Here is a 21,953-nt window from a genome sequence, read left to right on the forward strand (position 1 = left end):
CTGGCCAGCATGCGGCCGCTGGTGCTTCTCGACGTCGACGGCCCGCTCAACCCCTTCGCCGCCAAGCCGGACGCCCTCCCCGACGGCTACCGCGAACACCGCCTCCGCCTCTCCCGCTGGCGCCGCAAACCCCAGCTCCGCCTCTGGCTCAACCCCACCCACGGCCCCCGCCTCAGCAAGCTGGCCGAGCGCGCCGGCGCGGACCTGGTCTGGGCCACCACCTGGGAACACCGCGCCAACAGCCAGCTCGCTCCGCTGCTCGGCCTGCCCGAGTTGCCGGTGATCTACTTCGGCGAGCCGGTGCTCGACCCGGTCTGGAAGTACCCCACTGTCGCCCGGTACGCGCACGGCCGGACCCTGCTCTGGTTCGACGACGACTTCGATCTCTACCCCCGGGCCAGGGACGAGTTCCTGGCCGGTCGCGGGGACACCCCGACCGAGCTGGTCCGGGTCAACCCGCGCACCGGGCTGGGGGAGTCCGACTTCGAGCACGCCGAGTCCTGGCTGGCGGGAGTGCGGGGGCCGGGCTGAGGCCCGTCGGCGTGGCGGAGAACACGGCCCGAAACGCCGCACTGCGGCGCAGAACACCCCGGTTCCGGTAAGCGGTCATACCTGGTGGGTGCGACGATTCAGGTATGGCTGCTGTGAAGTCGCAACCGACCCGGATCCTGGTCGTCGGTGGGGGCTACGTCGGTATGTACACGGCCTTGAAGCTCCAGGCCAAGCTGCGCGCGGGTGAGGCGTCCGTGACGGTCGTCGACCCGCAGCCGCACATGACGTACCAGCCGTTCCTCCCCGAGGCCGCCGCGGGCTCGATCGAGCCCAGGCACGTCGTCGTGCCGCTGCGCCGGGTCCTGAAACGCTGTCACGTGCTCACCGGGCGCGTGACCGAGATCAACCACGCCGACAAGCGAGCCATCGTCGCCTCGCCGACCGGCGACCAGGAGTCCATGGCCTACGACGTGCTCGTCGTGGCCCTGGGCTCGGTCGCCCGAACCCTCCCGATCCCCGGCCTCGCCGAACGCGGCATCTCGTTCAAGACCGTGGGCGAGGCGATCTACCTGCGCAACCACGTGCTGTCCCGGATGGACCTGGCCTCCACCACCGATGACCCCGAGCTGCGCGAGAAGCTGCTGACCTTCGTGGTCATCGGCGGCGGTTACGCGGGCATCGAGGCACTGGCCGAGCTGGAGGACATGGCCCGGTACGCCACCCGCTACTACCGCAACATCAAGCCCGAGGACATGAACTGGGTCCTGGTGGAGGCGGCCGGGCGGGTGATGCCCGAGGTCAGCCCGAAGATGGGTGTCTACACCGTGGAGACCCTGGAGGAGCGCGGCATCAAGTGCTTCCTGGACACCAGGGTCGAATCCATGGTGGACGGGCACGTGGTGCTCAGCGACGGCACCGAGTTCGACGCCGAGACCATCGTGTGGACCGCCGGGGTGAAGGCCAACCCGGTGCTGGAGCAGACCGACCTGCCCAGGGACGCCCGCGGCCGGGTGCGCTGCACGGCCAGCCTGCAGGTCGAGGGCATGCCGGATGCCTGGGCGGCCGGGGACAACGCCGCGGTGCCGGATCTGTCCCGCACCGAAGAGGACCCCAACGCCACCTGCAGCCCCTCGGCGCAGCACGCGGTGCGCCAGGCCATGCAGCTCTCGGCCAACATCCTGGCCTCGCTGCGCGGCAAGCCGCTCAAGCCGTACCGGCACAAGTACGCGGGTTCGGTGGCCAGCCTTGGCCTGTACAAGGGCGTCGCGGACGTCATGGGGATCAAGCTCAAGGGCTTCCCGGCCTGGTTCCTGCACCGCACGTACCACGTGAGCCGGATGCCCACGTTCAACCGGAAGTTCCGCGTCGTGATCGACTGGACCCTTGCGCTAGTCTTCCGGCGCGAGGTGGTGTCACTCGGTCAGATCAATGATCCCAAGGCCGAGTTCGCCCGCGCCACAGCGAGTTGAGCAACCGAGGGTCAAAATTCCATACTTCGGGCGTACGGGTTACTCCGTCTGGAGTTCCTCGACACAGCGACGTACGGAATGTAACTTGAGGTTGTCTTGACATTCTGTGAGTTGGAACTTGAGACTACGCCCGGTGCCGCACCTGAACGTGTGAAGCATCACACCGAAGAGAGGTGACCGCCATGTCGATCGAGGAGCTGGCCGCCCTGGTACGCGAGGGGAAGGCCAAGGACAGCGCGCTCGCCGACTACGCCGCGGAGTACGCCAAGGCGCGGAAGGTCTTCCGCAAGAAGGACGACTGACACGTGACCGCCGCCGGACGGGGGCAGGAGGCAGCACCAAGGCCACCTGGTCCGCCTGCCGCCACCGAGGTGATCGACCCCGAGTCGACGCCCACCGAGGTGACGCCTGCCGCCGTCCCGCTCCCGGCCAGTCCGTCCAGGACCACCCCGCTGCTGCTGCAGGGTCAGGACTACTACTACCGATCACCCAGCACCTGCCTGGATTTCCAGGAGCGGGTGCACGAGATGGGCCTGGTCGAGGAGGACGGCGGCGATCCGCTGCCCTGCGTGCTGGTGCTGGCCAGGGCCGCGGACATGGAGATGAACGAACTCTCCCTGGCGCTGGCCGAACGCGGCATCCGGATGGTCCGCATCGACGCCGACCGCTGCCTCAACCTGCCGCTGACGATCTACACCGACGCCCCGCTGGTCGAGCTGGACCTGCGGCTGCTGCGGCCGATCCTGGTCTGGCGGCGGCACTTCGACATCTCCGCGGTCCCGGTCGACCAGCGCACCATCAGCGGCGCCTACGCCGCCGACCAGTGGCGATCGGTGATCAACTGGCTGGCTCAGCGCACCGACTGGGAGCACGTCAACCCGACAAGGGCCACCTGCCAGCTGGACCGGCTCACCCAGCTCACCGACGCCGCCGCGTTCGGCCTGAAGGTGCCGCGCACCGCGGTGACCACCCAGCCCGGCCGCACCAGGCCCGGCGGCGGCCGCTGCATCGTCAAGACCGCGGGCCAGCACCTGCTGGAGCCCCGGCCGGGCGCGCTGCACGGGCTGTTCCCGCGCCCGCTGGACACCAGCCGGGCCAGTGACAGCCCCGAGTCCGCGCCGGTGATCGTGCAGCAGTTCCTCAACGCCGACGGCGAGCTGCGGGTCTTCGTCGTGGACGACAAGCTGATCAGCTACTGGGTGGAGAAGCTGGACCCGGCGCAGCTCTGGGTCGACCCGGACGCGGTCAAGGTGACCAGGGCCGAGATCCCGGACGAGCTGGCCGGGAAACTGCTCGCGCTGGCCAGGCACTGGAACGTCCAGGTCGCCGCGTTCGACCTGCTGCGGGTGGACGAGGACCACGTCTTCCTGGAGATCAACGTGAGCTGTGACTGGCGCTGGTTCGAACACCGCGCGGGCAGCACCGAGGTCTCCGACGCGGTGCACGACTGGGTGGCTGGCCGCTTCACCCAGCTACTCGACGCCCGTGCCGGGCTATAGGCCGCACGGGCCCCGCGAGCTGCGCTTTCGTGCGGCCGGTCGGGCCAGGAGTGTTCGGCCGCACGGGCGAGTTGTCGCGATTGAGACCCGAAAGCGACCTTTCACGGCTTAGGCTGCCCGCTGCCCCCGTAGCCCAATCGGTAGAGGCAGGCCCCTTAAAAGGGTCCGAGTGACGGTTCGAATCCGTCCGGGGGCACTCAACAGCGGCGTCGTCCGCCCAGGTCAGCACGATTCCGTTCGGCTGACACCTAGGCGAACGGCGCCGCTTCTGTCTTTCCTGATAACCATTACCAACTGTAGTTGATCATTAGGCGGGGTGATCGCCCGGTCATCCGAAAGAGAACCGTCATGGTTGTCGCCGGACCGGTGCGCACCCGCCGTCCTAGGCTGATCCGGTGGAACAGAAGCCGGGACAGGCGCAGGTGCGCGGACGGGTGCTGGTCGTGGACGACGACCTCACCGTGCGCGACGTGGTCCGCCGCTACCTGGAGGGTGCCGGGCACCAGGTCCGGGTGGCCGGTGACGGCGAGCAGGCGCTGGCCCTGTTCGAGCAGGCCGCGGCCGACCTGGTGGTGCTCGACCTGATGCTGCCCGGCATCGACGGCCTGGAGGTCTGCCGCAGGCTGCGCAGGCACAGCGCGGTGCCGGTGGTCATGCTCACCGCGCTCGGCGAGGAGGAGGACCGGGTGGCCGGGCTCCAGCTCGGCGCGGACGACTACGTGACCAAACCGTTCAGCCCGCGCGAGCTGGTGCTGCGGGTCAACTCGGTGCTGCGGCGGCTGCGGGTGCCCGCGCCGCCGCCCCGGCTGGACCACCTCGCCGACGGCGACCTGCGGCTGGACCCGGTGGCCCGCCGCGCGAGGCGGGGCGGCGCCGAACTGGCGCTGACCACCCGCGAGTTCGACCTGCTCGCCTTCCTGATCGCCCATCCCGGCGAGGTCTACACCAGGGCCAGGTTGCTGGAACTGGTGTGGGGCTGGGACTTCGGCGACGCGGCCACGGTCACCGTGCACGTGCGCAGGCTGCGGGAGAAGATCGAACCCGACCCGGCCAACCCGGTGCGCATCGCCACCGTCTGGGGCGTCGGCTACCGCTATGACCCGGGTCCGGCATGAGCGAACTGGTGCACGCGGCCACCTACGCGCTGAGCTTCTCCGTCCCGGTCGCGCTGCTCGGCGCGGTGTTCCTGCACTGGTGCCGGGACCGCTCGCTCACCGCGGCCATCACCGTCGCGGTGCTCACCCCGCTGCTGGCCACGCTGGCCGGGGTGACCGCGGTCAGCGGGTTCATGTTCACCAGCCAGCTCACCACCACCGTGGTGATCTGCGTGCTGGTCGGCCTGGTCACCGTGCCCGCCGCGATGCTCTTCGGCCGGGCCATCGCCCGGCGCAGCGTGTGGGAACGCGAGGCCAGGGCCAGGGAACGCGCGGCCGAGGCGGCCCGGCGCGAACTGGTCGCCTGGATCAGCCACGACCTGCGCACCCCGCTGGCAGGCATGCGCGCGATGACCGAGGCGCTCACCGACGGCGTGGTCACCGAACCCGCCGAGGTGCGCGGCTACCTGCTGGGCATCGGCCGGGAGACCGAACGGGTCTCCGCCATGGTCGACGACCTCTTCCAGCTCTCCCGGATCACCGCGGGCGCGCTCAACCTGGAATTGACCGCGCTGCCACTGCGCGACCTGGTCAGCGAGGAGGTGGCCGCGCAGGCCGCCGTCGCGCAGCGGGCCGGGGTCACCCTGGCCGAGGTGCCCAGCGAGTGGCCGGTGGTGCACGGCAGCGCGCGCGAGCTGAGCCGGGTGCTGCGCAACCTGCTCAGCAACGCCATCCGGCACACCGATCGCGGCGGCGTGGTCGCGGTGGCCGCGGGCGAGGTGGACGGGCAGGGCTGGCTGGCCGTGGACGACGGCTGCGGTGGCATCCCCGACGGCGAACTGCCCCGGGTCTTCGACGTGGCCTACCGGGGCAGCGCGGCACGGACTCCAGAGCCCGAGCAGGCCGCCGGAGCCGGTCTGGGCCTTGCCATAGCCAGGGGGCTGGTCGAGGCCCACCACGGCCGGATCAGCGCCAGCAATCACGGTCCGGGATGCCGGTTCGAGATCCTGTTGCCACTGGCCCGCTGAAAGTTTCACTCGAAAGTGTCCTTGCGATGCGACACTGAGTGGCAATGGGCGCGGAAGAGACAGGACTTTTCGGGCCGGACTCGGTCACCTGGCGGGTGCACTCGGATCCGGTGCTGTTCCTCGGCGGCCTGCGAGCGCTGTTCCTGCAGGCGCTGCACCCGCTGGCGATGGCAGGGGTGGCGCAGCACTCCCAGTTCCAGGCCGACCCGTGGGGCAGGCTGATCCGCACCGCCGAGTACGTCGGCACCGTCACCTACGGCTCGCTCAGCCAGGCCCAGGCCATCGGCGCGGTGGTCCGGCGGGCGCATCGCGGGCTCACCGGGGTGGAGCCGGAGACCGGCCAGGCCTACCGGGTCACCGATCCGGAACTGCTGCTGTGGGTGCACAACTGCGAGGTCGACTCCTTCCTGGACACCGCCCGGCGCAGCGGGATGCGGCTGCGTGCCGCCGAGGCCGACGCCTACCTGGCCGAACAGGTCCGCGCGGCCCGGCTGGTCGGCGTGCCCGAGGCGATGGTGCCGGATTCGGTGGCCGCGCTGGCCGACTACTTCGCCCGGATGCGCCCGGTGATCCGGTGCACCGCGGCGGCCCGGCGCACCGCCCGGTTCCTGCTGTTCCCGCCGATGCCGACGCCGGTGCAGCTGTTCACCCCGGCCCGCCCGGCCTGGGCCGCGCTGGCCGCGCTGAGCTACTCGCTGCTGCCGGACTGGGCCCGCCGCGGCTACGGCCTGACCGGGCTGCCCGGCACCGAACTGACCGCGACCGCGCTGGCCCGCTCGCTGCGGCTGGTGCTGCTGGCCCTGCCCACCTCACTCCGGCAGGGGCCGCACTATCGGGCGGCGCAGGCCCGGATCGCCTCGGTGTGTGACCGAACGGCCTAGTGGGTATCCCCCCGCGGGGGTCACCCGGAAAGGCAGGCCATGAGCGCACCCGAATCCAAGCCCACCCGAGCCCAGGGCCCGGACCTGGTGGAACAGGGACCCGAAGACGCCGATGTGCTCTTCGTCCTTGATCCAGCGGGCCTGGGCAGGCACGGCCACCTGCCTGCCAGCTGGCGGGGCATCGCCCGCTCCACGCACATCGCCTGGCTGCGCCTGCCCGCCGCCGAGGCCGCCATGCCCAGGGCCAGGGACGTGCTGGAACGCCTGGCCGAGGGCGGCGGCCCGATCGACCTGGTGGCCGAGGGCACGGCAGCCGAACCGGCCTTGCTGCTGGCCACCGAGTCCTTCGCCGACGGCGAGGCCAGGCAGGTCCGCTCGGTGCTGCTGGTCGGCCCGGAACCCCGGTCCCGGCCGATCGAGCAGGTGCTCATCGGGCACGGGGTCCGGGTGAAGGTGCTCGACCGCGGCGCCGCGCCGGTGCCGCTGGGACATCCGCGGGTGGCGGCCGAGGTCGCGGGGGAGTTGCACGGTCGCCGGATGCCCGCGCGGGCCAGGGGCGGCACGCGGCGGCCGTCGGTGGCCGGTCAGGTGTGGCAGGCCGTGCGGATGCGGATCAGGGACCGGCTGGCCCGATCCCGCTGAGTGCTCAGACCCGGCCGCTGCCCACCACGCCGTACTCGTAGGCGAAGACCACCGCCTGCACCCGGTCCCGCAGGTCCAACTTGGTCAGCAGGCTGCTGACGTGCGTCTTCACCGTGTGCTCTGACAGCACCATGGCCTTGGCGATCTCCGCGTTGGACAGCCCGCGGGCCACCAGCTCCAGGGTCTGCGCCTCGCGCGCGGTCAGCGTGTCCAGGCGCGGGTCCGGGTTGTCCGGGGTGGGCCGCAACGCGCGGCTGACCACGTCCTGCACCAGGCGGCGGGTCATCGACGGGGCCAGCATCGCCTCGCCGGTGACCACCACCCGCACCGCGTGCACCAGGTCGTCCCGGCGCACGTCCTTGAGCAGGAAGCCGCTCACCCCGGCGTGCAGCGCGTCGTAGAGGTACTCGTCCAGGTCGTAGGTGGTCAGCATGACGACCTTGGCCTCGGTCTCGGCGCAGATCACCCTGGCCGCCTCGATGCCGTCCATGGTCGGCATCCGGATGTCCAGCAACACCACGTCCGGGCGCAGCATCCGGGTGGCGAAGACCGCGTTCGCGCCGTCCTCGGCCTCGGCCACCACCTCGATGTCGGGCTGGCTGTCCAGGATCAGCCGGAAGCCTGCCCGCACCAGCTCCTGGTCGTCGGCGATCACCACGCGGATCGGCTCGACACTCTGCTCGCTCACCACGGTCAACTCCCCCGTTCTACCCGGCTCACCGGGAAGTCCTTGTGCGCCAGCGGAATCTCCGCCGTCACCATGAACCCGCCACCTTCGCGCGGGCCGATCCGCACCACGCCGCCGCAGGCGCCGACCCGTTCCCTGATCCCGACCAGCCCACGCCCGCCGCGACCCGGCGCCGGGTTGTCCGCGCCGATCCCGTCGTCGAGCACCAGCACCGCCAGCTCGGCCCTTGACCAGCTCAGCCGCACCTCGGCCCGGCAGGCCCGAGCATGCCGGACGGTGTTGGTCAGCGCCTCCTGGATCAGCCGGTACACCGCCAGTTCGGTGTCCGGCGGCAGCGGCGCCGGAGCGCCCGAGACGCTGTGCTCCACGTGCAGCCCGGTGGCCCGGACCGTTTCGATCATCCGCGGCACGTCGTCCATGGTCGGTTGCGGCGCCCGGCGCAGCTCGGCCGGATCGCGCGGCACCATCCCGAGCAGTCGCCGCAGCTGGGCCATGGCGTCCCGGCCCGCGGTGGCGATGGCGTCGAAACTGGCCTCGGCGCGGGCCGGATCGGCGCGCACCACCAGCGGTCCGGACTCGGCCTGCACCACGATCAGCGCCACCGCGTGGGAGAGGATGTCGTGCATGTCCCTGGCGATCCGGGCGCGTTCCGCGCTGGTCGCCCGCTCGGCCTCCAGCTGTTGTTCCTGCTCCAGCCGGTGCGCGCGTTCCTCCAGCGCCACGGTGTAGGCGGCGTTCGTGCGCACCGCCCAGCCCACCAGGTAGGCGGTCACCGAGCAGGTGGTCAGGAAGGTGAACTCCTGGAAGTCCATCTGGTCGAGCCCGGAGTGCAGCACCACCGCGAGCAGGGCCAGCGCCAGCGTGATCCGGCGGATCAGCGGCTCGCTGTTCCTGCTCACCGTGTAGACGCCCACCAGCGGGCCGTAGATGCTCCAGATGTCGGGCAGGTCCAGCGCGATGTAGACCAGCTCGGCCACGCTGACCGCGATCATGGTCAGCATCGGCACCTGCCGGCGGAACAGCAACGGCAGCGCGGTCGAGGCCGCGACCAGGTAGCCCCACCAGGGCGGCGGGCCGCCGCCGAGACCGAAGGCGAGCGGCAGCTCGACCGCGAGCAGCACGACCACCACTACCAGCAGGTCCGCCTGGCGAGCACTCAGGTTTTGCAGCGGGCGCGGCGGACGCCAGCCGAGCGGTGTGGACATGCGGGCTCCGAACCACTGCGCGACCAGGGCAGTACCCCCCAACCTACCGCCGGTGTGCGCGCTGAGGTCAGGGGTGTTCGGGGCGCTGTTCTGCCGGTTCTGTGGGTCCGGGTGGTTCGGGTCCTGGTGGTCGAGTTGCCACGGCATCGCCCGGACCGGGGTCCGCGAAGAGGTAATCGGTGGCCGGATCGCCGGCGAAGCCCCCGGCCGCGCCCGCCGCGACCGTTCCGAGTTCGCCGCCTCCACCCAGTTCCTCCTCCCCCGCCCGCTGCGCGAAGCCGACCAGCACCGCTTGCCTGACCTGCGGTGACAGTCGCGGCCACACCGCCGCGTGCACCTCCTCCAGCCGAGGTGGCGGGGTGGCGGCCAGCAACGCGCGGTACTGCTCGACCGAGTAGGCGCCGGGGTCCGGCGCAAGCGGAGCGGACACCGCGACCACCTTCCTGGGCACGCACGCCAGGTCTGCCCCGTCAGCGTCCCCGGAACGCCGCCCGCGCACCTCGGCTACCGGTGGCGAGTTCGGCACCCGCGATGGAGGTAGCCCCCGGAAGGATTCCGACCTGGGGACTAGGCCGCATGGCGTCCTCAGAGCGAGGGTTGTCCGGACAACCGGCCATTGTGGACTCAATGGCGCCGTGGGTTGGGTGTCTGTTGTGGACGGTCAACCCGCCGAACGGCGGCGTTTGTGCTTGTTGTCCTGGTACGTGACTACGGCCTTGCGTGAACTTCGCCAGACACCGTCTGGTCCCTGCACGGCGTCAAGTCGCCCACGTTGCGCCGCCTGACGCAGAGCAGGAAGCGTGAAGTCCTCGGACACCAGGGCGGCGAGTGGGACCAGGCGGGCGGGACCGGCCACGTTGGGCACGATGAACCGATTGAGGTTGTCGTACATCGCCCTGGCGATCAGTTCGCCCAGCGCTCCGTAGTCACCGGTGTCGGCTCGTTGCAATGCGGTGAGGTAGGCGTCCCGCTGCCGCTTGAAGATGACCACCGGCGGGTGGCCGAGCCGGACCAGGATGAGATTGAGAACAAGTCGTCCGGTGCGCCCGTTGCCGTCGAGAAACGGATGTACCCGCTCGAACTCGTTGTGCAGACGGGCCAACTCCTCGGTCAACGGCCGGTCCGGATGCTCACCCGTGCTGAGTCGCTGACCCACCTGGCAGACCTCGTCGACCCATTGCTGCAGCTGAACTGGCACCAGCGGCCAGGCCGGCGGTGTCATCCCGCCGGAGAACGGACGGATGTCATGCTCGCGAAAACACCCGGGCCCTTCACGATCGGTGGCGTCCTTGTGCGGGGCCACGTCCCAGACCGGCGTCATCGCGGTGTGGTGGACCTGCCTGACTTCGCTGAGGGTCAGCAACCTGCCGTCGTGCCAGCCATCGGGTTCGAGTGCCTGTCCGTAGACCCAACGGGCGGCATCGGCGTAGCCGCGCACCTCGTTGTATTCCCCGAGCGGTTTGGCGCCGACCGCGCGACCTTGATCGAGTAGCGCCTGCACCTCACGGAGCACCAGCGTGTTGCCCTCAAGGGCCGTGGAGTGGTGGGCTTCCAGGTGCCAGATGTCGTCCCAGATCGACTGGGCTTCTTTGGGGTTGGGCAGGCCGCCGAACCGGGTGTTCAACTCGGCCAGGGCGTGTTCCAACCGCTGGTAGACACTGGCCCGGCTCGGCCGTCCCCTGCCCGCCACAGCTGCTCCGCTTCTGGCCCATGCCAGGCCCAGCTCATCTCGCCGCGAGTTTGATACATCTGCGCGGCATCTAAATGAACTTATCAAATAGGAGCAGGCTATTACTTAGCGGCACGTGATGTTGCAGAGAGTATCCGCCTTCTAGCTCACCCGGAGGCTGGTCAGCAGGGCCGCGTGGTCGGAGTAGAAGACGCCGGGCCCGTGCCGGGGCAGCCGGGTGTCCAGCACCTGGCTGCCGGTGACCACCGCGCCCCTGGCGAAGGTCAGGTCGATGCGCTGCGGGGTGATCATCCGCTCGGTGGGCTGCGGGCTCCAGGTGCGGCCCTCGGCGGTGCACGGGCTGGGGTGCGCGGCGCGGAAGGTGTCGGTGAAGCCGGCTTCGACCAGCAGGTCGGTGGTGCGCAGCGGGTAGGCCATGCCGAAGTGGTTCGGGCAGTCCTGCCACTTCTCGGTCCAGTCACTGGCCGCCGGGGTGTTGAAATCGCCGCCGAGCACGGCCGGGCCCGCGGGCAGGTGCCGGGCGATGATCTCGGACAGGTAGCTGGTCTGCGCGGTTTCGGCCGCGGCCACCGCCGCCGGGGTGTGCCGGGGGGCCAGGCCGGCGCGGATGGCGGCGGCGTTCTCGTCGATCAGGTAGCCGTTCCACGGGTCGGTGTAGGGCAGCCAGGTGTCGAACAGGTTCAGCGGTCTGCCGCCGGGCAGCCGGACCTGGACGCCGCCGAAGTTGAACGCGGTGACCTTGCCGCCGCTGGGCGCGGGATAGGTCTTGGTCACCGGGTAGCGGGTGAAGATCCACAGGTTGTCACCGCCGGTGGTGCTGGGCGTGATCCGGGTGCCGGAGTAGGCGCCCTTGCCCGCTCGCCGGGTCAGCGCCTGGCGGATCTGCTCGCCCGCGCCGTAGGTCTCCACCGCGAGCAGCACGTCCGGGCGCACCGCCACGATCTGGTCCAGCAGCCGGGGCAGGTTGTCCGCGCCCGCGCCGAGCCCGCCGCGCCAGATGTTCCAGGTGAGCACCCGGACCTCGGCGGGGACGGCCTCGGCCGGACCGGCCAGGCCGAGGGTGAGGACGAGTACCGACATGACCAGCCGTGACCACCGCATGCGCGCAGGCTAACGGCGGCAGGTGAACGGTGGGTGCGGGCCAGTGCGGTGGCCGGTGGATCGCTGCCCCCCAGAGCGGCAATCCACCGGCCACGACAAGAAAACCGCGTTCCGGCGGCCGGCGGAACTCATTCGAACCCGCTCGAATCCGCGCTATGTTCGGCCGGTGATCCTGCTGCGGTGCGACGCCACGACGGTGGCGAACATCCGGCTGTCGCACTCGCCGATCATGGAGGCGGTCACCTGGCTCGGCCTGGCCGCCGGTGGTGGCAGGCATCCCGTCTTCGGCGATCCCGGCGCGCTGGCCAGGGACGCGCTCGGCGCGGCCGAGGTCGAGCTGGTCACCGAGCTGCTGCCGCTGGACGGCAACCACTACACCCCGGACCTGCTCACCCCACAACCCCGGCCGGGCAGCTCCGCCGAGGCGCTGGAGGCCCAGCTCACCGACCTGGCCGAGACCTCGGCGGACCTGGTGGCCCAGCAGCTGGGCTTCGCCGAGAAGCACTGGCGGCGACCGGTGTCGCCGCGGGTGCGGCGGCTGGCGGAGACCGGCAGGCTGGCCGGGCGGCTGGCGGCCGGGCTGGGCACGTTCTGGCGGCGGGCGCTGGCCGAGGGCTGGGGCGAGATCGAGGCGCTGGCCGAGGCCGACCTCGCCGACCGGGCCCGGCTGCTGGCCACCCGGGGGGTCGGCGAGCTGCTCTCCACCCTCGATCCGCGGTGCAGCTGGACCGGCGCGGCGGTGGCGATCGACAAGCCGTACCAGGCGGAGGTCACCGTGTCCGGCCAGCCGATCGTGCTGGCGCCCTCGGTGCTCAGCTGGCCGAAGTTCATGATCCAGTGCGACGACCAGCAGCAGGTCGCGCTGTACTACCCGGCGGCCAGGGTCGGCGTGCGGGCCCGGCGGGATCCGGCCGAGCTGGCTCGGGTGGTCGGCGCGACCAGGGCCGCGCTGCTGGCCGACCTGGGCGCGCCGCGGTCCACCGCCGAGCTGGCGCTGCGGCACAAGCTGGCCGCGGCCACCGTGTCCTACCACCTGGGCGCGCTGCGCCGGGCAAACCTGGTCACCGCCAGCCGGGACGGCCGGTTCGTGCTCTACCAGCGCAGCGCGCAGGCCGATGCGCTGCTGGCGGCGTCCTAGATCTCGAACAACGTCCCGTCCGGCGGTGCGGACACCCCGGCGGTCAGCACCTCGGCGTGTTCGGGCGAGGCCGGGTCCAGCACCGGGTTGGTGTTGTTGAGGTGGGTCAGGATCCGGTGCTTGCCGGGGAAGCGGGACAGCACGTCCAGTCCGCCGCCCGGACCGGCGATCGGGATGTGCCCCATGGACTTCTGGTCCGCGTCGGCCTTCTTGCCGGTCGCGCCGGACATCTCCGCGGCGGAGTGGAAGGTGCCGTCGATGATCACGCAGTCGGCGTCCGCGACGAACTCGTCGAAGCCGGCAGGCCACTCACGCAGGCAGGGCGCGTAGACCAGCGCGCCGCCGGTGGCCGGGTCGGCGATCCGGTAGGCCACCACCCACGGTCCGTCCATTGTGGACGATGCCGCGTACCGGGGCCGCTTGCCGCTGACCGGGAACGCGGTCACCGTCAACTCGCCAGCCGGGTGCACCGGCACGCCGGGGAAGACGGTGTGCCAGTCCCAGCGCCGGTAGTGCTCGACCGTGCTACGCAGGCCGAAGTCCACGGTCAGCCCGTGCAGCACCGCCGCGGGCGCCCACACGTCGAGCCGGTCGCCCTCGCGCAGCAGCATCAGGCCGAGCGAGTGGTCCAGTTCGGCGTCGGTCAGCAGCACGCCCCTGACCGGGGTGTCCCGCGGCGGTTTCGGGCGGAACTCCTGGTGCGCCAGCAGTTGCGCCCGGACGTCCGGACTGGCGTTGACCAGGAACCAGCGTTCGCCGGTGGCGCTGACCGCGATGCCGTCCTGGGTGCGGTGGGTCAGCAGGCCGTCCCGGCCTGCCGAGCACAGCCGGCAGGCGCAGTTCCACTGCGGGAAACCGCCGCCAGCCGCCGTGCCCAGCAGCAGAACCTTCATCGTGCTCCTCGTTCGGCGGCCAGCCAGCGCATCGCCAGTGGCGCGTCCAGTGGCTCGGGCGCCTGGTGGTGGCGGGCCAGGATGGTGTCGATGATCGGCCGGTCCGGGGACTTCGAGCACACCGGGTCGGTGGCCGCCGCGTCGCCGGTGAGCAGGAACGCCTGGCAGCGGCAGCCGCCGAAGTCGGTCTCCTTGCGCGGGCAGGCCTGGCAGGTCGGACTCATCCACCCGGTGCCGCGGTAGGCGTTGAAACTCTCGCCCTGGTACCAGATCTCGGCCAGCGGCCGGTCCTTGACGTTGTCCAGTTTGAGCGTGCTGATCGCGGTGGCCGCCGGACAGGGCAGCACATCCCCGTTGGGCGCCACGGTGAGCTGGCGCGCGCCCCAGCCGTGCATGCAGGGCTTGGGGTAGTCCTCGTAGTAGTCGGCCACCACGTAGACCACCTGCATCCGCCCGGCCAGCCGCTTGCTCGCCGCGCGCACGATCGGCTCCGCGGTGGCCAGCTGCTCCCTGGTCGGCATCAGCTGGGCCCGGTTCTTCAGCGCCCAGCCGTAGTACTGGGTGTTGGCCAGCTCCAGCCGGTCCACGCCCATCGCCTCGGCCATGGTGATGATGTCACCGATCCGGTCGTGGTTGAGCCGGGTGAGCACCACGTTCCCGGTCAGCGGCAGCCCGACCTTGTGCACCACCTGCGCCGCGGCCAGCTTGCGGTCGTGCGCGCGGGCGCCAGCCACCTGGTTGCCGCGCACCGGGTCGGAGTCCTGAATGGACAGTTGCACGTGCGCCAGCCCGCGATCGGCCAGATCCTGCAGCACCGGCTCGGTCAGGCCGAGCCCGCTGGTCACCAGGTTCACGTAGCAGCCGAGGTCGCTCGCGTGCTCGACCAGCTCGCGGAGGTCATGGCGGGCAAGGGGTTCGCCGCCGGACATGTGCACCTGCAGCACGCCCAGCTCGCGGGCCTGGGTGAGCACCGAGCGCCACTGGTCGGTGCTCAGCTCGTTGTTCTTGGCGATCAGTTCCAGCGGGTTGGAGCAGTACGGGCAGTGCAGCGGGCAGCGGTGGGTCAGCTCGGCGAGCATGCCCAGCGGGGCCTCGGCGGGGGACACCGGGATCTCAGGCATCGCCCACCGCCAGCTCCACGATCCGCCGCTCGATCAGCGCGGCCAGCAGCTCGGCCACATCGGCCACCGAAACCCCTTGGTAGCGCTCGGAAAGCAGCTTCACCACCGCGTCGACGTCGTTGACCCCGTCGCAGTGCCCGAGCACCGCGGCCGCGGTCGGGTTGGGCACCAGCACGCCCTCCGGGAAGAGCAGCACGTGTGTCGCGCGCACCTTGTCGTAACTGAGCCGCACCCCGCGGCGCAGCCTCGGCCGGGAGGTCCCGGTGATCTCGTTCATCGGGGTCAGCCCTTCGCCGCGGCGCGTTCGATCGAGTCCAGCAGGCTCCACAACACATCGCACTTGAAGCTCAGCGCGGCCACCGCCGCGTCCTGGAGTTCCCTGGTGTCGCAGTGTTCCAGCACCAGGTCCACGGTCTCCTTGCCCTCGCCGGAGACCTTGTCGATCCGGGTGGTGAAGTAGGCCAGGTCCTCCCGCCGGATCCAGCTGTAGCCGGCCAGCACATCGGAAACCCGTTGGCGCATCAGGTGACCGGAGAACATCTCGGTCAGTCCGGAGGCCACGCCGATGATCCACGGCTGCTGCCGGGCGAAGTTGACGTAGGCGTCCACCGCGAACCGGGTGCCGGGCGCGATGTGCCGCTGGTCCAGCACTTCCTCGCGACTGAGACCGACGGCCTGGCACAGTCGCAGCCAGCTCTCCGCGCCGCCCTCGCCCTCGGCCTTGCCGTCGTGGTAGACGATCCGGTCCAGCCACAGCCTGCGCACCTCGGGCAGCGGGCAGTTGCTGATGATCGCCGCGTCCTTCTGCGGCAGCATGCACTGGTAGTACCAGCGGTTGGCCGCCCAGGTCCGCAGCTCGTGTTCGGTCAGTTCACCGGCGTGCATCCGCTGGTGGAAGGGGTGCGTTCCCCAGTAGCGATGGGACAGAGCCTGCAACGCGGCGAGGAAGTCCGCACGCGACAACACATCCTGGCTGGTGGCCATCTCCGCACTACCTCTCGAGGACAACTGGCGACAGCGCTGGCGGCGGCGGAGGCGGGCTGGGAGCCACAGGGCCGTGGCTCCCAGCCCTGGATGAGCATCAGTCCATGCGGGCCGCGTACGCGGTGACCTCCATGGGCGTGTCGTACTCGGTGAATTCCGGACGGGTCCACACTTCACGAGTTTCCATAACGCTCACTCCTCGGATCACGGGCGGTCCGCCGCCGAACCGCCCTCTCCTGTGCTCATGGCGAGCGACACCACGCTAGACACGTTTTTCTTGATCCCGCTATGGGCCGATCGTATTTTTCAGGGAACTTTCCAGACGGCATTGACAGCCCTAGCGGTAAGCGCTTGCCTTGGGTTAGGGTCGGACCCACTGCAAGCGTTTACATCCGACGCTGTGCCGCCATCATCGCCGCCGCCGTTTCCGCACTCCACAGGCATGATCAGGAGGGGCACGATGCACGCTCGACGCAGGACAGTCATCGGAGCTTTGGTCGCGACCGCCACCGCCGCGGCCGCGTTCACCGCACCGGTCGCCACAGCGTCCGAGGTCTCGCCGATGGCGATCAAACAGATCGCCTCCGGACTCAATCAAGCGTGGGCGGTGGACTGGCTGCCCGATGGCACCGCGCTGTTCACCGAGAAGGACAGCAAGAAGATCCGCAAGATTGACAAGGCGGGCAAGGTTTCCGACGTTCAGACCATCCCAGGGGTGAGCGTCACCAAGGAAGCCGGCCTGCTCGGCATCGCGGTCTCGCCCACCTACGCGGCCGACCAGCTGGTCTTCATCTACTACACCACCGGCAGCGACAACCGGATCGCCAAGCTCAAGCTGGGCCAGGCCCCGCAGCCGATCGTGACCGGTATCCCGCGTGGTTCCCAGTTCCACCACGGCGGCCGGATCGCCTTCGGGCCGGACGGTTTCCTCTACGCGGGCACCGGTGACGGCCAGAACGGGGCCAACGCGCAGAACAAGAACTCGCTCGGCGGCAAGATCCTCCGGATCACCAAGGACGGCGCGGCCGCGCCCGGCAACCCGTTCAACAGCCGGGTCTACAGCTTCGGGCACCGCAACGTGCAGGGCCTGACCTGGGTCGGCGGCCAGCTTTACGCCTCGGAGATCGGCGCCAGCAAGGTCGACGAGCTGAACAAGATCGACTCCGGCAAGAACTACGGCTGGCCGAACTGCGAGGGCTCCTGCGGCACCGGCGGCATGACCAACCCGGTCAAGACCTGGCCGACCTCGCAGGCGACCCCGAGTGGCCTGGCCCACTACAAGGGCAGCCTGTACATCGCCTCGCTCAAGGGCGGGACATACAAGACAAATACCAGTGGCTCCGGTGGCAAGATCTACACCAACCTGGGCCGCACCCGCGCCGCGAACGCCGCGCCGGACGGTTCGCTGTGGATCATCACCCCCGGTGGGATCTACACCTCTGACGGCAACTGACCAAGCCGTCACTCGAACAGGGGGCCCGTGACCTGGGACCGGACACGGGCCCCCGCCCACATCCGCGGCACCTGCCAGGAGTTCGCCATGCCCGTTGCCCGGCTCGCCGCGCTCGCCGCGGTCACCCTCGGCCTGCTGGCCGCGACCCCGGCCCAGGCCGCCACCCGGCCACCCACCGAGGTCACCGGCGGACTGGCGGTGCCCTGGGGCGTCGGCTTCCTGCCCGACGGCAGCGCGCTGGTCACCGAACGGGACACCGCCCGCATCCTCAGCATCCGCGGCGGTAAGGCCACCGAGGTGCAGAAGATCGCCGACGCGCAGCCCACCGGCGGCCACGGCGGCCTGCTCGGCCTGGCGGTCTCGCCGAACTACCAGCGCGATCGCACGGTGTTCGTCTACTACTCCACCAAGACCGACAACCGGATCGCCAAGCTCCGCCTCGGCCGGCCACCGGCGCCGCTGGTCACCGGCATCCCACTGGGCGTCAAGCGCAACGGCGGCAGGCTCGCCTTCGGCCCGGACGGCCACCTGTACGCCACCACCGGCGACACCGCCCGCCCGGAACTCGCCCAGGACCCGAAGTCCCTGGCTGGCAAGGTCCTGCGACTGACCGCGACCGGCAAACCCGTGCTCGGCAACCCCTTCGGCACCCTGGTCTACTCCTACGGCCACCGCGACCCGCAGGGCCTCACCTGGGACCGCGACGGCAGGCTGTTCCTGGCCGAGGCGGGCGACACCCAGTGGGACGAGCTGAACCGGGTGCTGCCCGGCCGCAACTACGGCTGGCCGCTCTGCGAGGGCACATGCGGCGACCCGCGCTTCGTCGACCCACTCGTGGTCTGGCGCACCGAGGAAGCCACCCCCAGCGATATCGCCTACTACCAGGGCAGCCTGTACGTGGCCGGCCTGGTGGGCCAGCGACTCTGGCAGGTGCCGCTGCGTGACGGTCGCACCGGCACGCCGAAAGCGTTGTACCACAAGGAGTTCGGCCGCCTGCGCACGGTGGAGCCCGCGCCCGACGGGTCGCTGTGGATCACCACCTCCAACGCGCCCGCGCCAGACCGCATCCTGCGCAGCGAGGGCTGAGGCCCTGTCTCACCCGCGTTCGGCGATGATGATCCGGTTGTCGTCGTAACCCAGCCTGCCGCCGATCCACTGGCCACCACAGGTCACCAGCACCAGCCGGTGGTTGCCGCTCTGGGCGAACAACGACTCCGCGCGCTGCGGCAGCTGGTCCTTGTGCACGGTGTGCACCTCGGTGATCCGGTAGGTGTAGGTCTTGCCGGTGGCGTCCTTGACGGTGACCTGCTGGCCCTTGTCACTACGCCACAGCTCGGCGAACGGCCCGGTCGAGCCCTTCCAGTTGACGTGCCCGGCCAGCACCGTGGCGCCCTTGGCCGAGTCCAGTCCGGCGCCCCACCAGGTGGCGTCCCGGATCCCGTCGGGCACCGGCAGCACCCCGTCGGGGGCCACCTCCCTGCGGACCAGGGTGGCGGTGCCGCCCTCGGGCAGCCGCACCGTGCCGGGTCGCTGCCCGCCTGCCGGCTGCACGATCTGGTTGGGCTGACCCGGTTTGGCCGGGGTGGTGGTCTGCGCCGGGTTCCCGCCACCGGGCTGGCCCCAGCGGATCAGCGGCGCGTCGCCGATGTCGGTCAGCGGGCGGGCCCGCAGCGGAGACGGTGGCGGGGACTCCACCGCCACCGGCTCGCCGACCACCGTCGTGCTGAGCTGGGAGGCGCCGAGTCCGGCCGCCACGCACACCGCGGCCACCCCGAGCAGGCCGAGTCCGGCCATCCGGGCGCGGTTGTCGCGTTTGGTCTCACCGGGATACAGCGATCTCCCCATGGGTCACCGCTGGTGCAGACGTCGACGCAGAGCCATGACGCCCAGGGTAGCCATGACCAGCGTGAAAATGGCGAATCCGACCAGTCCCGCCGGTTCCACCTGGGTCACGGTGGCCGCCTGGGCCACCGGTAGGTCGGGCTGGTCGCCCGCCGGGATCACCCTGGGCACCACCGGTTTCTTCGGCACGTTGGCCTTGTTGGTCAGCGACAGCGCCAGGGTGTTGCCCGGCGCGACCGTGCCGCAGACCGTCGGCGGCTTCTTCGGGTCGAAGCCCTCCTCATAGCCCTTGGCCGGGATCAGCTCGATCAGGCAGATCTCCTGCGGGGTGCGCAGGTCGGCCACGGACACCTGGCCGTCATCGCCGGTCTTGACCACCAGCGGCTTGCCGTCCACGCCGGTCAGCGGGGAACCGTCCTGCTTGAGCGCGGGCGCTTCCTTGTCCGGCCCGGTGATCCGCAGCGTCACGCCGGGGATGGCCGCGCCACTGGCCGCGTCCACCTTGCCGATCTTGACGATGCCCGGCTGGGTCACCGCGGGCACGGTGGCCTCGGCCGAGACCGGGGTCTGCCCGCCGGTGGTCAGCGCCCGCTGCGCGGTGGGCTTGTTCGGCAGCAGCAGCACCGGATCGGCGTTCGGGCTCTCCACGGTGGCCACCAGCCTGGGGCTGGGACCCCTCGGGGTCACCGCGACGACCAGTGGTGTGCCGCCCGCCGGAGTCTTCACGGCGCCGTCACTGGCTTCCCCGGCCAGTTCGGCGTCGATCGCCTTCAGCTTGACCGGCACACCCGAGACCGGCTGACCCTTGGCCGAGGTGACCGTGATGGTCCAGTTCCCCGGCTTGCCGATCAGCTGACCGTCCTTGGGCGCGGCCACGGTCAGTTTCCACGGCCCGTAGTGCGCCTCCGCGTCCGCCTGCAACCGGCCGACGGCCTGCCTGGCCTCGGCCGACAACCCGTTGAGGTGGAAGTCGACGTCGTAGCCGATGCGGGTGAAGTTGTTGGTCTTGGCCAGCAGCTTCGGGTCCTTGGTGCCCGAGGTCCAGCTGTGCAGCAGGTGCGCCAGCGCGGCGGCCTCCGGTTTCGAGGCGGTGTCCTGGTAGCGCAGCAGCAGGTAGGAGATCTTGGCCTTGGTCTCGGCGGGCAGCGGGGTGTTCCACTTGGTGGTCAGCCCGTCCTTGCTGGGCGTGTACTCGAGCGCGTCACCCGGTTCGTCGAGGGCGTACCGGACGCACCACACCTGCCGGCCGCGCCAGGTGTACGAGCCGATCCAGTCATCTCCCTTGGGACGGCCCTGGTACTCCTGGGGCTTGGTGTGCTCACCGCTGCGCTCCCCGGCGGCCAGCGCCGACCCGGGTATCGCCAGCGCGAGGCCGCCGGCGGCGAGCGTCACGCTCATCGCCCCGACCAGCAGATTTCTAAGGCCTGGCATGAAAGCTCCTTGCTTGCTACGGCCTGTCGCCACGCATGCTGGCGGCCGTCCCGGGCGAGTCGCAATCGGCCTTTAGAACTAAGCAAGCAGGTGACTGTGTGGTGTCTCTCACCTTGACGTCTAGACCATTCGGCGCATCGCGCTGATCTTGTCGGCCTACGTTTCCGCCACGATCGGACTCGTCCTCATAACCCAGAGCGAAGACGGGGGTGCTCATGGGACGATGCGGGAGCGAGTAAAGTCAGCTTTACCTGTCATGGAACCGGTCCACACTTTCGGACGTTGTACCGGATGACGGCGCGAGCACGCTCCAGGAGGACCAGGTGCGCACTAGCAGTAACCCGGCGTTCCGTAACCTGCCCCACCAGGGGTCTGGCTACGCGACGTTCAACACCGGCGGCCAGCCCGCCGGCTACCAGGCTGGCTATCAGGAGCAGCCCGGCTACCAGCAGTACGATTCGCGGCCCGGGATTTCCGAGCGTCCGATGACCGTGGACGACGTGGTCATGAAGACCGCCACGTCCTTCGGCATCACTCTGGTCGCCGGGTTCCTGACCGCCTTCTTCCAGGCCTACTACCTGGCCCTGCCCGCGGTGCTCATCGGGCTGGGTGTCGGTCTGTTCCTGTCCTTCCGTCCGCGGCCCTCCGCGCCGCTGACGCTGACCTACGCGGTGGCCCAGGGTGTGGCGCTGGGCGCGATCAGCGCCCTGATGGACATGCGCTTCCCCGGCATCGTGGTGCAGGCGCTGATCGGCACCGCCGGTGTGTTCGTCGGCATGCTGGTCGTCTACAAGACCGGCGCGATCCGGGTCACGCCGAAGCTCACCCGCTGGGTGATCGGCGCGCTCGTGGGCGTGCTGGTGCTGGTGCTGGCGAACCTGGTCGCGAGCTTCATCGTGCCCGGCGGCCTCGGCCTCCGCAGCGGTGGCGCCATCGCGATCATCTTCAGCATCGTCATCATCGGTGTGGCGGCGTTCGCGCTGCTGCTCGATTTCGACCAGGCCGACGAGATGATCCGCTCCGGCATGGACGCCAAGTGGGCGTGGTACGCGGCCTTCGCCCTGACCGCCACGGTGGTCATGCTGTACTTGGAGATCCTGCGCCTGCTGAGCTACTTCAGGCAGGACTGACGCTCCGGCGCGGTACCCGATAGACACGAGGAAGGCCCCCGGCTCGGCGGGTTCACGTGGTCGTTGCAACACCTCGATCTGAGGGGTTGCAACGACCATGTCGTTTTCGGAGGACCTTCACCAGCACCGTGACACGCTGCTGAGGATGATCGACGCTGGCGTGCCAGTGGCC

The 21,953-nt window shown here is 70.3% G+C and carries 23 protein-coding genes and 1 tRNA gene; 12 read left to right on the top strand and 12 right to left on the bottom strand.

Annotation, left to right across the window (positions count from 1 at the left end):
• The first annotated feature begins 9 nt into the window (after positions 1–9).
• From ACTOWY_RS28235 to ACTOWY_RS28270, 8 genes are all read left to right on the top strand, one after another.
• Positions 10–531 carry an HAD domain-containing protein gene (locus tag ACTOWY_RS28235; RefSeq protein WP_441312642.1) on the top strand — a complete coding sequence of 174 codons (522 nt, stop codon included), beginning with the start codon at positions 10–12 and terminating at the stop codon, positions 529–531.
• A gap of 104 nt (positions 532–635) precedes the next feature.
• On the top strand, positions 636–1,961 hold the full coding sequence (locus tag ACTOWY_RS28240) for an NAD(P)/FAD-dependent oxidoreductase (protein WP_441312643.1): 1,326 nt from the start codon (positions 636–638) through the stop codon (positions 1,959–1,961).
• Between the two features lie 305 nt (positions 1,962–2,266).
• The gene (locus ACTOWY_RS28245) at positions 2,267–3,460 is read left to right on the top strand and encodes an ATP-grasp domain-containing protein (protein ID WP_441312644.1); all 1,194 of its coding nucleotides are present in this window, start codon (positions 2,267–2,269) and stop codon (positions 3,458–3,460) included.
• Between the two features lie 122 nt (positions 3,461–3,582).
• Positions 3,583–3,656: transfer RNA gene (locus ACTOWY_RS28250), tRNA-Leu, on the top strand.
• Positions 3,657–3,855: 199 nt separating this feature from the next.
• Positions 3,856–4,575 (top strand): response regulator transcription factor, encoded by a 720-nt coding sequence (locus ACTOWY_RS28255; protein WP_441312645.1) that lies wholly within the window; start codon positions 3,856–3,858, stop codon positions 4,573–4,575.
• Positions 4,572–5,582, top strand: a complete 1,011-nt coding sequence (locus ACTOWY_RS28260; protein WP_441312646.1) for a sensor histidine kinase — start codon at positions 4,572–4,574, stop codon at positions 5,580–5,582. Before ACTOWY_RS28255 ends, ACTOWY_RS28260 begins: the two co-directional genes overlap by 4 nt.
• Positions 5,583–5,626: 44 nt before the next feature.
• Positions 5,627–6,463 (top strand): oxygenase MpaB family protein, encoded by an 837-nt coding sequence (locus ACTOWY_RS28265; RefSeq protein WP_441312647.1) that lies wholly within the window; start codon positions 5,627–5,629, stop codon positions 6,461–6,463.
• Positions 6,464–6,502: 39 nt separating this feature from the next.
• Positions 6,503–7,105, top strand: a complete 603-nt coding sequence (locus ACTOWY_RS28270; protein ID WP_441312648.1) for a hypothetical protein — start codon at positions 6,503–6,505, stop codon at positions 7,103–7,105.
• 4 nt (positions 7,106–7,109) lie between these two features.
• Here the strand turns inward: ACTOWY_RS28270 and ACTOWY_RS28275 are convergent, their stop codons facing one another.
• The 5 genes from ACTOWY_RS28275 to ACTOWY_RS28295 form a co-directional block, all read right to left on the bottom strand.
• The gene (locus tag ACTOWY_RS28275; protein WP_185000173.1) at positions 7,110–7,793 is read right to left on the bottom strand and encodes a response regulator; all 684 of its coding nucleotides are present in this window, start codon (positions 7,791–7,793) and stop codon (positions 7,110–7,112) included.
• Between the two features lie 5 nt (positions 7,794–7,798).
• Positions 7,799–8,998 (bottom strand): sensor histidine kinase, encoded by a 1,200-nt coding sequence (locus ACTOWY_RS28280; protein WP_441312649.1) that lies wholly within the window; start codon positions 8,996–8,998, stop codon positions 7,799–7,801.
• Positions 8,999–9,065: 67 nt separating this feature from the next.
• Positions 9,066–9,428, bottom strand: a complete 363-nt coding sequence (locus ACTOWY_RS28285; protein WP_441312650.1) for a hypothetical protein — start codon at positions 9,426–9,428, stop codon at positions 9,066–9,068.
• 231 nt (positions 9,429–9,659) lie between these two features.
• Positions 9,660–10,622 (bottom strand): Fic family protein, encoded by a 963-nt coding sequence (locus ACTOWY_RS28290; RefSeq protein WP_441312651.1) that lies wholly within the window; start codon positions 10,620–10,622, stop codon positions 9,660–9,662.
• A 207-nt stretch (positions 10,623–10,829) separates the two neighbouring features.
• Positions 10,830–11,789, bottom strand: coding sequence for an endonuclease/exonuclease/phosphatase family protein (locus ACTOWY_RS28295; protein WP_441312652.1), 960 nt, complete (start codon positions 11,787–11,789; stop codon positions 10,830–10,832).
• Positions 11,790–11,955: 166 nt separating this feature from the next.
• Between ACTOWY_RS28295 and ACTOWY_RS28300 the strand changes: the two genes are divergently transcribed.
• Positions 11,956–12,927 carry a DUF5937 family protein gene (locus ACTOWY_RS28300; protein ID WP_441312653.1) on the top strand — a complete coding sequence of 324 codons (972 nt, stop codon included), beginning with the start codon at positions 11,956–11,958 and terminating at the stop codon, positions 12,925–12,927.
• Here the strand turns inward: ACTOWY_RS28300 and pqqB are convergent.
• From pqqB to pqqA, 5 genes are all read right to left on the bottom strand, one after another.
• A complete protein-coding gene (pqqB, locus tag ACTOWY_RS28305) occupies positions 12,924–13,820 on the bottom strand; it encodes a pyrroloquinoline quinone biosynthesis protein PqqB (RefSeq protein ID WP_441312654.1) in 897 nt (298 codons plus the stop codon). The genes ACTOWY_RS28300 and pqqB overlap by 4 nt on opposite strands.
• Positions 13,817–14,941: a pyrroloquinoline quinone biosynthesis protein PqqE gene (pqqE, locus tag ACTOWY_RS28310; RefSeq protein ID WP_441312655.1), complete on the bottom strand. Its 1,125-nt coding sequence runs from the start codon at positions 14,939–14,941 to the stop codon at positions 13,817–13,819. Before pqqE ends, pqqB begins: the two co-directional genes overlap by 4 nt.
• On the bottom strand, positions 14,934–15,218 hold the full coding sequence (gene pqqD / locus ACTOWY_RS28315; protein ID WP_441312656.1) for a pyrroloquinoline quinone biosynthesis peptide chaperone PqqD: 285 nt from the start codon (positions 15,216–15,218) through the stop codon (positions 14,934–14,936). Before pqqD ends, pqqE begins: the two co-directional genes overlap by 8 nt.
• Positions 15,219–15,223: 5 nt before the next feature.
• Positions 15,224–15,925, bottom strand: a complete 702-nt coding sequence (pqqC, locus tag ACTOWY_RS28320) for a pyrroloquinoline-quinone synthase PqqC (RefSeq protein ID WP_441312657.1) — start codon at positions 15,923–15,925, stop codon at positions 15,224–15,226.
• Positions 15,926–16,022: 97 nt separating this feature from the next.
• Entirely contained in the window at positions 16,023–16,112 is a 90-nt protein-coding gene (pqqA, locus tag ACTOWY_RS28325) for a pyrroloquinoline quinone precursor peptide PqqA (RefSeq protein ID WP_185000163.1), read from the bottom strand.
• Positions 16,113–16,385: 273 nt separating this feature from the next.
• On the opposite strand from pqqA, the gene ACTOWY_RS28330 reads away from it, so the two are divergent.
• Complete coding sequence (locus ACTOWY_RS28330) at positions 16,386–17,378, top strand: PQQ-dependent sugar dehydrogenase (RefSeq protein WP_247755742.1); 993 nt, start codon at positions 16,386–16,388, stop codon at positions 17,376–17,378.
• 87 nt (positions 17,379–17,465) lie between these two features.
• Entirely contained in the window at positions 17,466–18,464 is a 999-nt protein-coding gene (locus tag ACTOWY_RS28335) for a PQQ-dependent sugar dehydrogenase (protein WP_441312658.1), read from the top strand.
• A gap of 9 nt (positions 18,465–18,473) precedes the next feature.
• On the opposite strand, the gene ACTOWY_RS28340 is transcribed toward ACTOWY_RS28335, so the two are convergent.
• Both ACTOWY_RS28340 and ACTOWY_RS28345 read right to left on the bottom strand, forming a co-directional pair.
• Positions 18,474–19,223 (bottom strand): class F sortase, encoded by a 750-nt coding sequence (locus tag ACTOWY_RS28340; RefSeq protein ID WP_247755745.1) that lies wholly within the window; start codon positions 19,221–19,223, stop codon positions 18,474–18,476.
• A 3-nt stretch (positions 19,224–19,226) separates the two neighbouring features.
• On the bottom strand, positions 19,227–20,651 hold the full coding sequence (locus ACTOWY_RS28345; protein ID WP_441312659.1) for an MSCRAMM family protein: 1,425 nt from the start codon (positions 20,649–20,651) through the stop codon (positions 19,227–19,229).
• 323 nt (positions 20,652–20,974) lie between these two features.
• Between ACTOWY_RS28345 and ACTOWY_RS28350 the strand changes: the two genes are divergently transcribed.
• On the top strand, positions 20,975–21,781 hold the full coding sequence (locus tag ACTOWY_RS28350) for a Bax inhibitor-1/YccA family protein (RefSeq protein WP_441312660.1): 807 nt from the start codon (positions 20,975–20,977) through the stop codon (positions 21,779–21,781).
• Positions 21,782–21,953 lie beyond the last annotated feature (172 nt).

Source organism: Crossiella sp. CA198, from assembly GCF_052078295.1.
Taxonomy (GTDB): domain Bacteria; phylum Actinomycetota; class Actinomycetes; order Mycobacteriales; family Pseudonocardiaceae; genus Crossiella.

What these genes read in the sequence shown, in the direction of transcription:
- ACTOWY_RS28265 (WP_441312647.1), top strand. Translation starts at nt 5,627, where the DNA reads ATGGGCGCGGAAGAGACAGGACTTTTCGGGCCGGACTCGGTCACCTGG.
- ACTOWY_RS28335 (WP_441312658.1), top strand. Translation starts at nt 17,466, where the DNA reads ATGCCCGTTGCCCGGCTCGCCGCGCTCGCCGCGGTCACCCTCGGCCTG.
- ACTOWY_RS28340 (WP_247755745.1), bottom strand. Translation starts at nt 19,223, where the DNA reads ATGGGGAGATCGCTGTATCCCGGTGAGACCAAACGCGACAACCGCGCC.
- ACTOWY_RS28260 (WP_441312646.1), top strand. Translation starts at nt 4,572, where the DNA reads ATGAGCGAACTGGTGCACGCGGCCACCTACGCGCTGAGCTTCTCCGTC.
- pqqC (WP_441312657.1), bottom strand. Translation starts at nt 15,925, where the DNA reads ATGGCCACCAGCCAGGATGTGTTGTCGCGTGCGGACTTCCTCGCCGCG.
- ACTOWY_RS28295 (WP_441312652.1), bottom strand. Translation starts at nt 11,789, where the DNA reads ATGCGGTGGTCACGGCTGGTCATGTCGGTACTCGTCCTCACCCTCGGC.
- pqqB (WP_441312654.1), bottom strand. Translation starts at nt 13,820, where the DNA reads ATGAAGGTTCTGCTGCTGGGCACGGCGGCTGGCGGCGGTTTCCCGCAG.
- ACTOWY_RS28270 (WP_441312648.1), top strand. Translation starts at nt 6,503, where the DNA reads ATGAGCGCACCCGAATCCAAGCCCACCCGAGCCCAGGGCCCGGACCTG.
- pqqA (WP_185000163.1), bottom strand. Translation starts at nt 16,112, where the DNA reads ATGGAAACTCGTGAAGTGTGGACCCGTCCGGAATTCACCGAGTACGAC.
- ACTOWY_RS28280 (WP_441312649.1), bottom strand. Translation starts at nt 8,998, where the DNA reads ATGTCCACACCGCTCGGCTGGCGTCCGCCGCGCCCGCTGCAAAACCTG.
- ACTOWY_RS28240 (WP_441312643.1), top strand. Translation starts at nt 636, where the DNA reads ATGGCTGCTGTGAAGTCGCAACCGACCCGGATCCTGGTCGTCGGTGGG.
- ACTOWY_RS28235 (WP_441312642.1), top strand. Translation starts at nt 10, where the DNA reads ATGCGGCCGCTGGTGCTTCTCGACGTCGACGGCCCGCTCAACCCCTTC.
- pqqD (WP_441312656.1), bottom strand. Translation starts at nt 15,218, where the DNA reads ATGAACGAGATCACCGGGACCTCCCGGCCGAGGCTGCGCCGCGGGGTG.
- ACTOWY_RS28345 (WP_441312659.1), bottom strand. Translation starts at nt 20,651, where the DNA reads ATGCCAGGCCTTAGAAATCTGCTGGTCGGGGCGATGAGCGTGACGCTC.
- pqqE (WP_441312655.1), bottom strand. Translation starts at nt 14,941, where the DNA reads ATGCCTGAGATCCCGGTGTCCCCCGCCGAGGCCCCGCTGGGCATGCTC.
- ACTOWY_RS28330 (WP_247755742.1), top strand. Translation starts at nt 16,386, where the DNA reads ATGCACGCTCGACGCAGGACAGTCATCGGAGCTTTGGTCGCGACCGCC.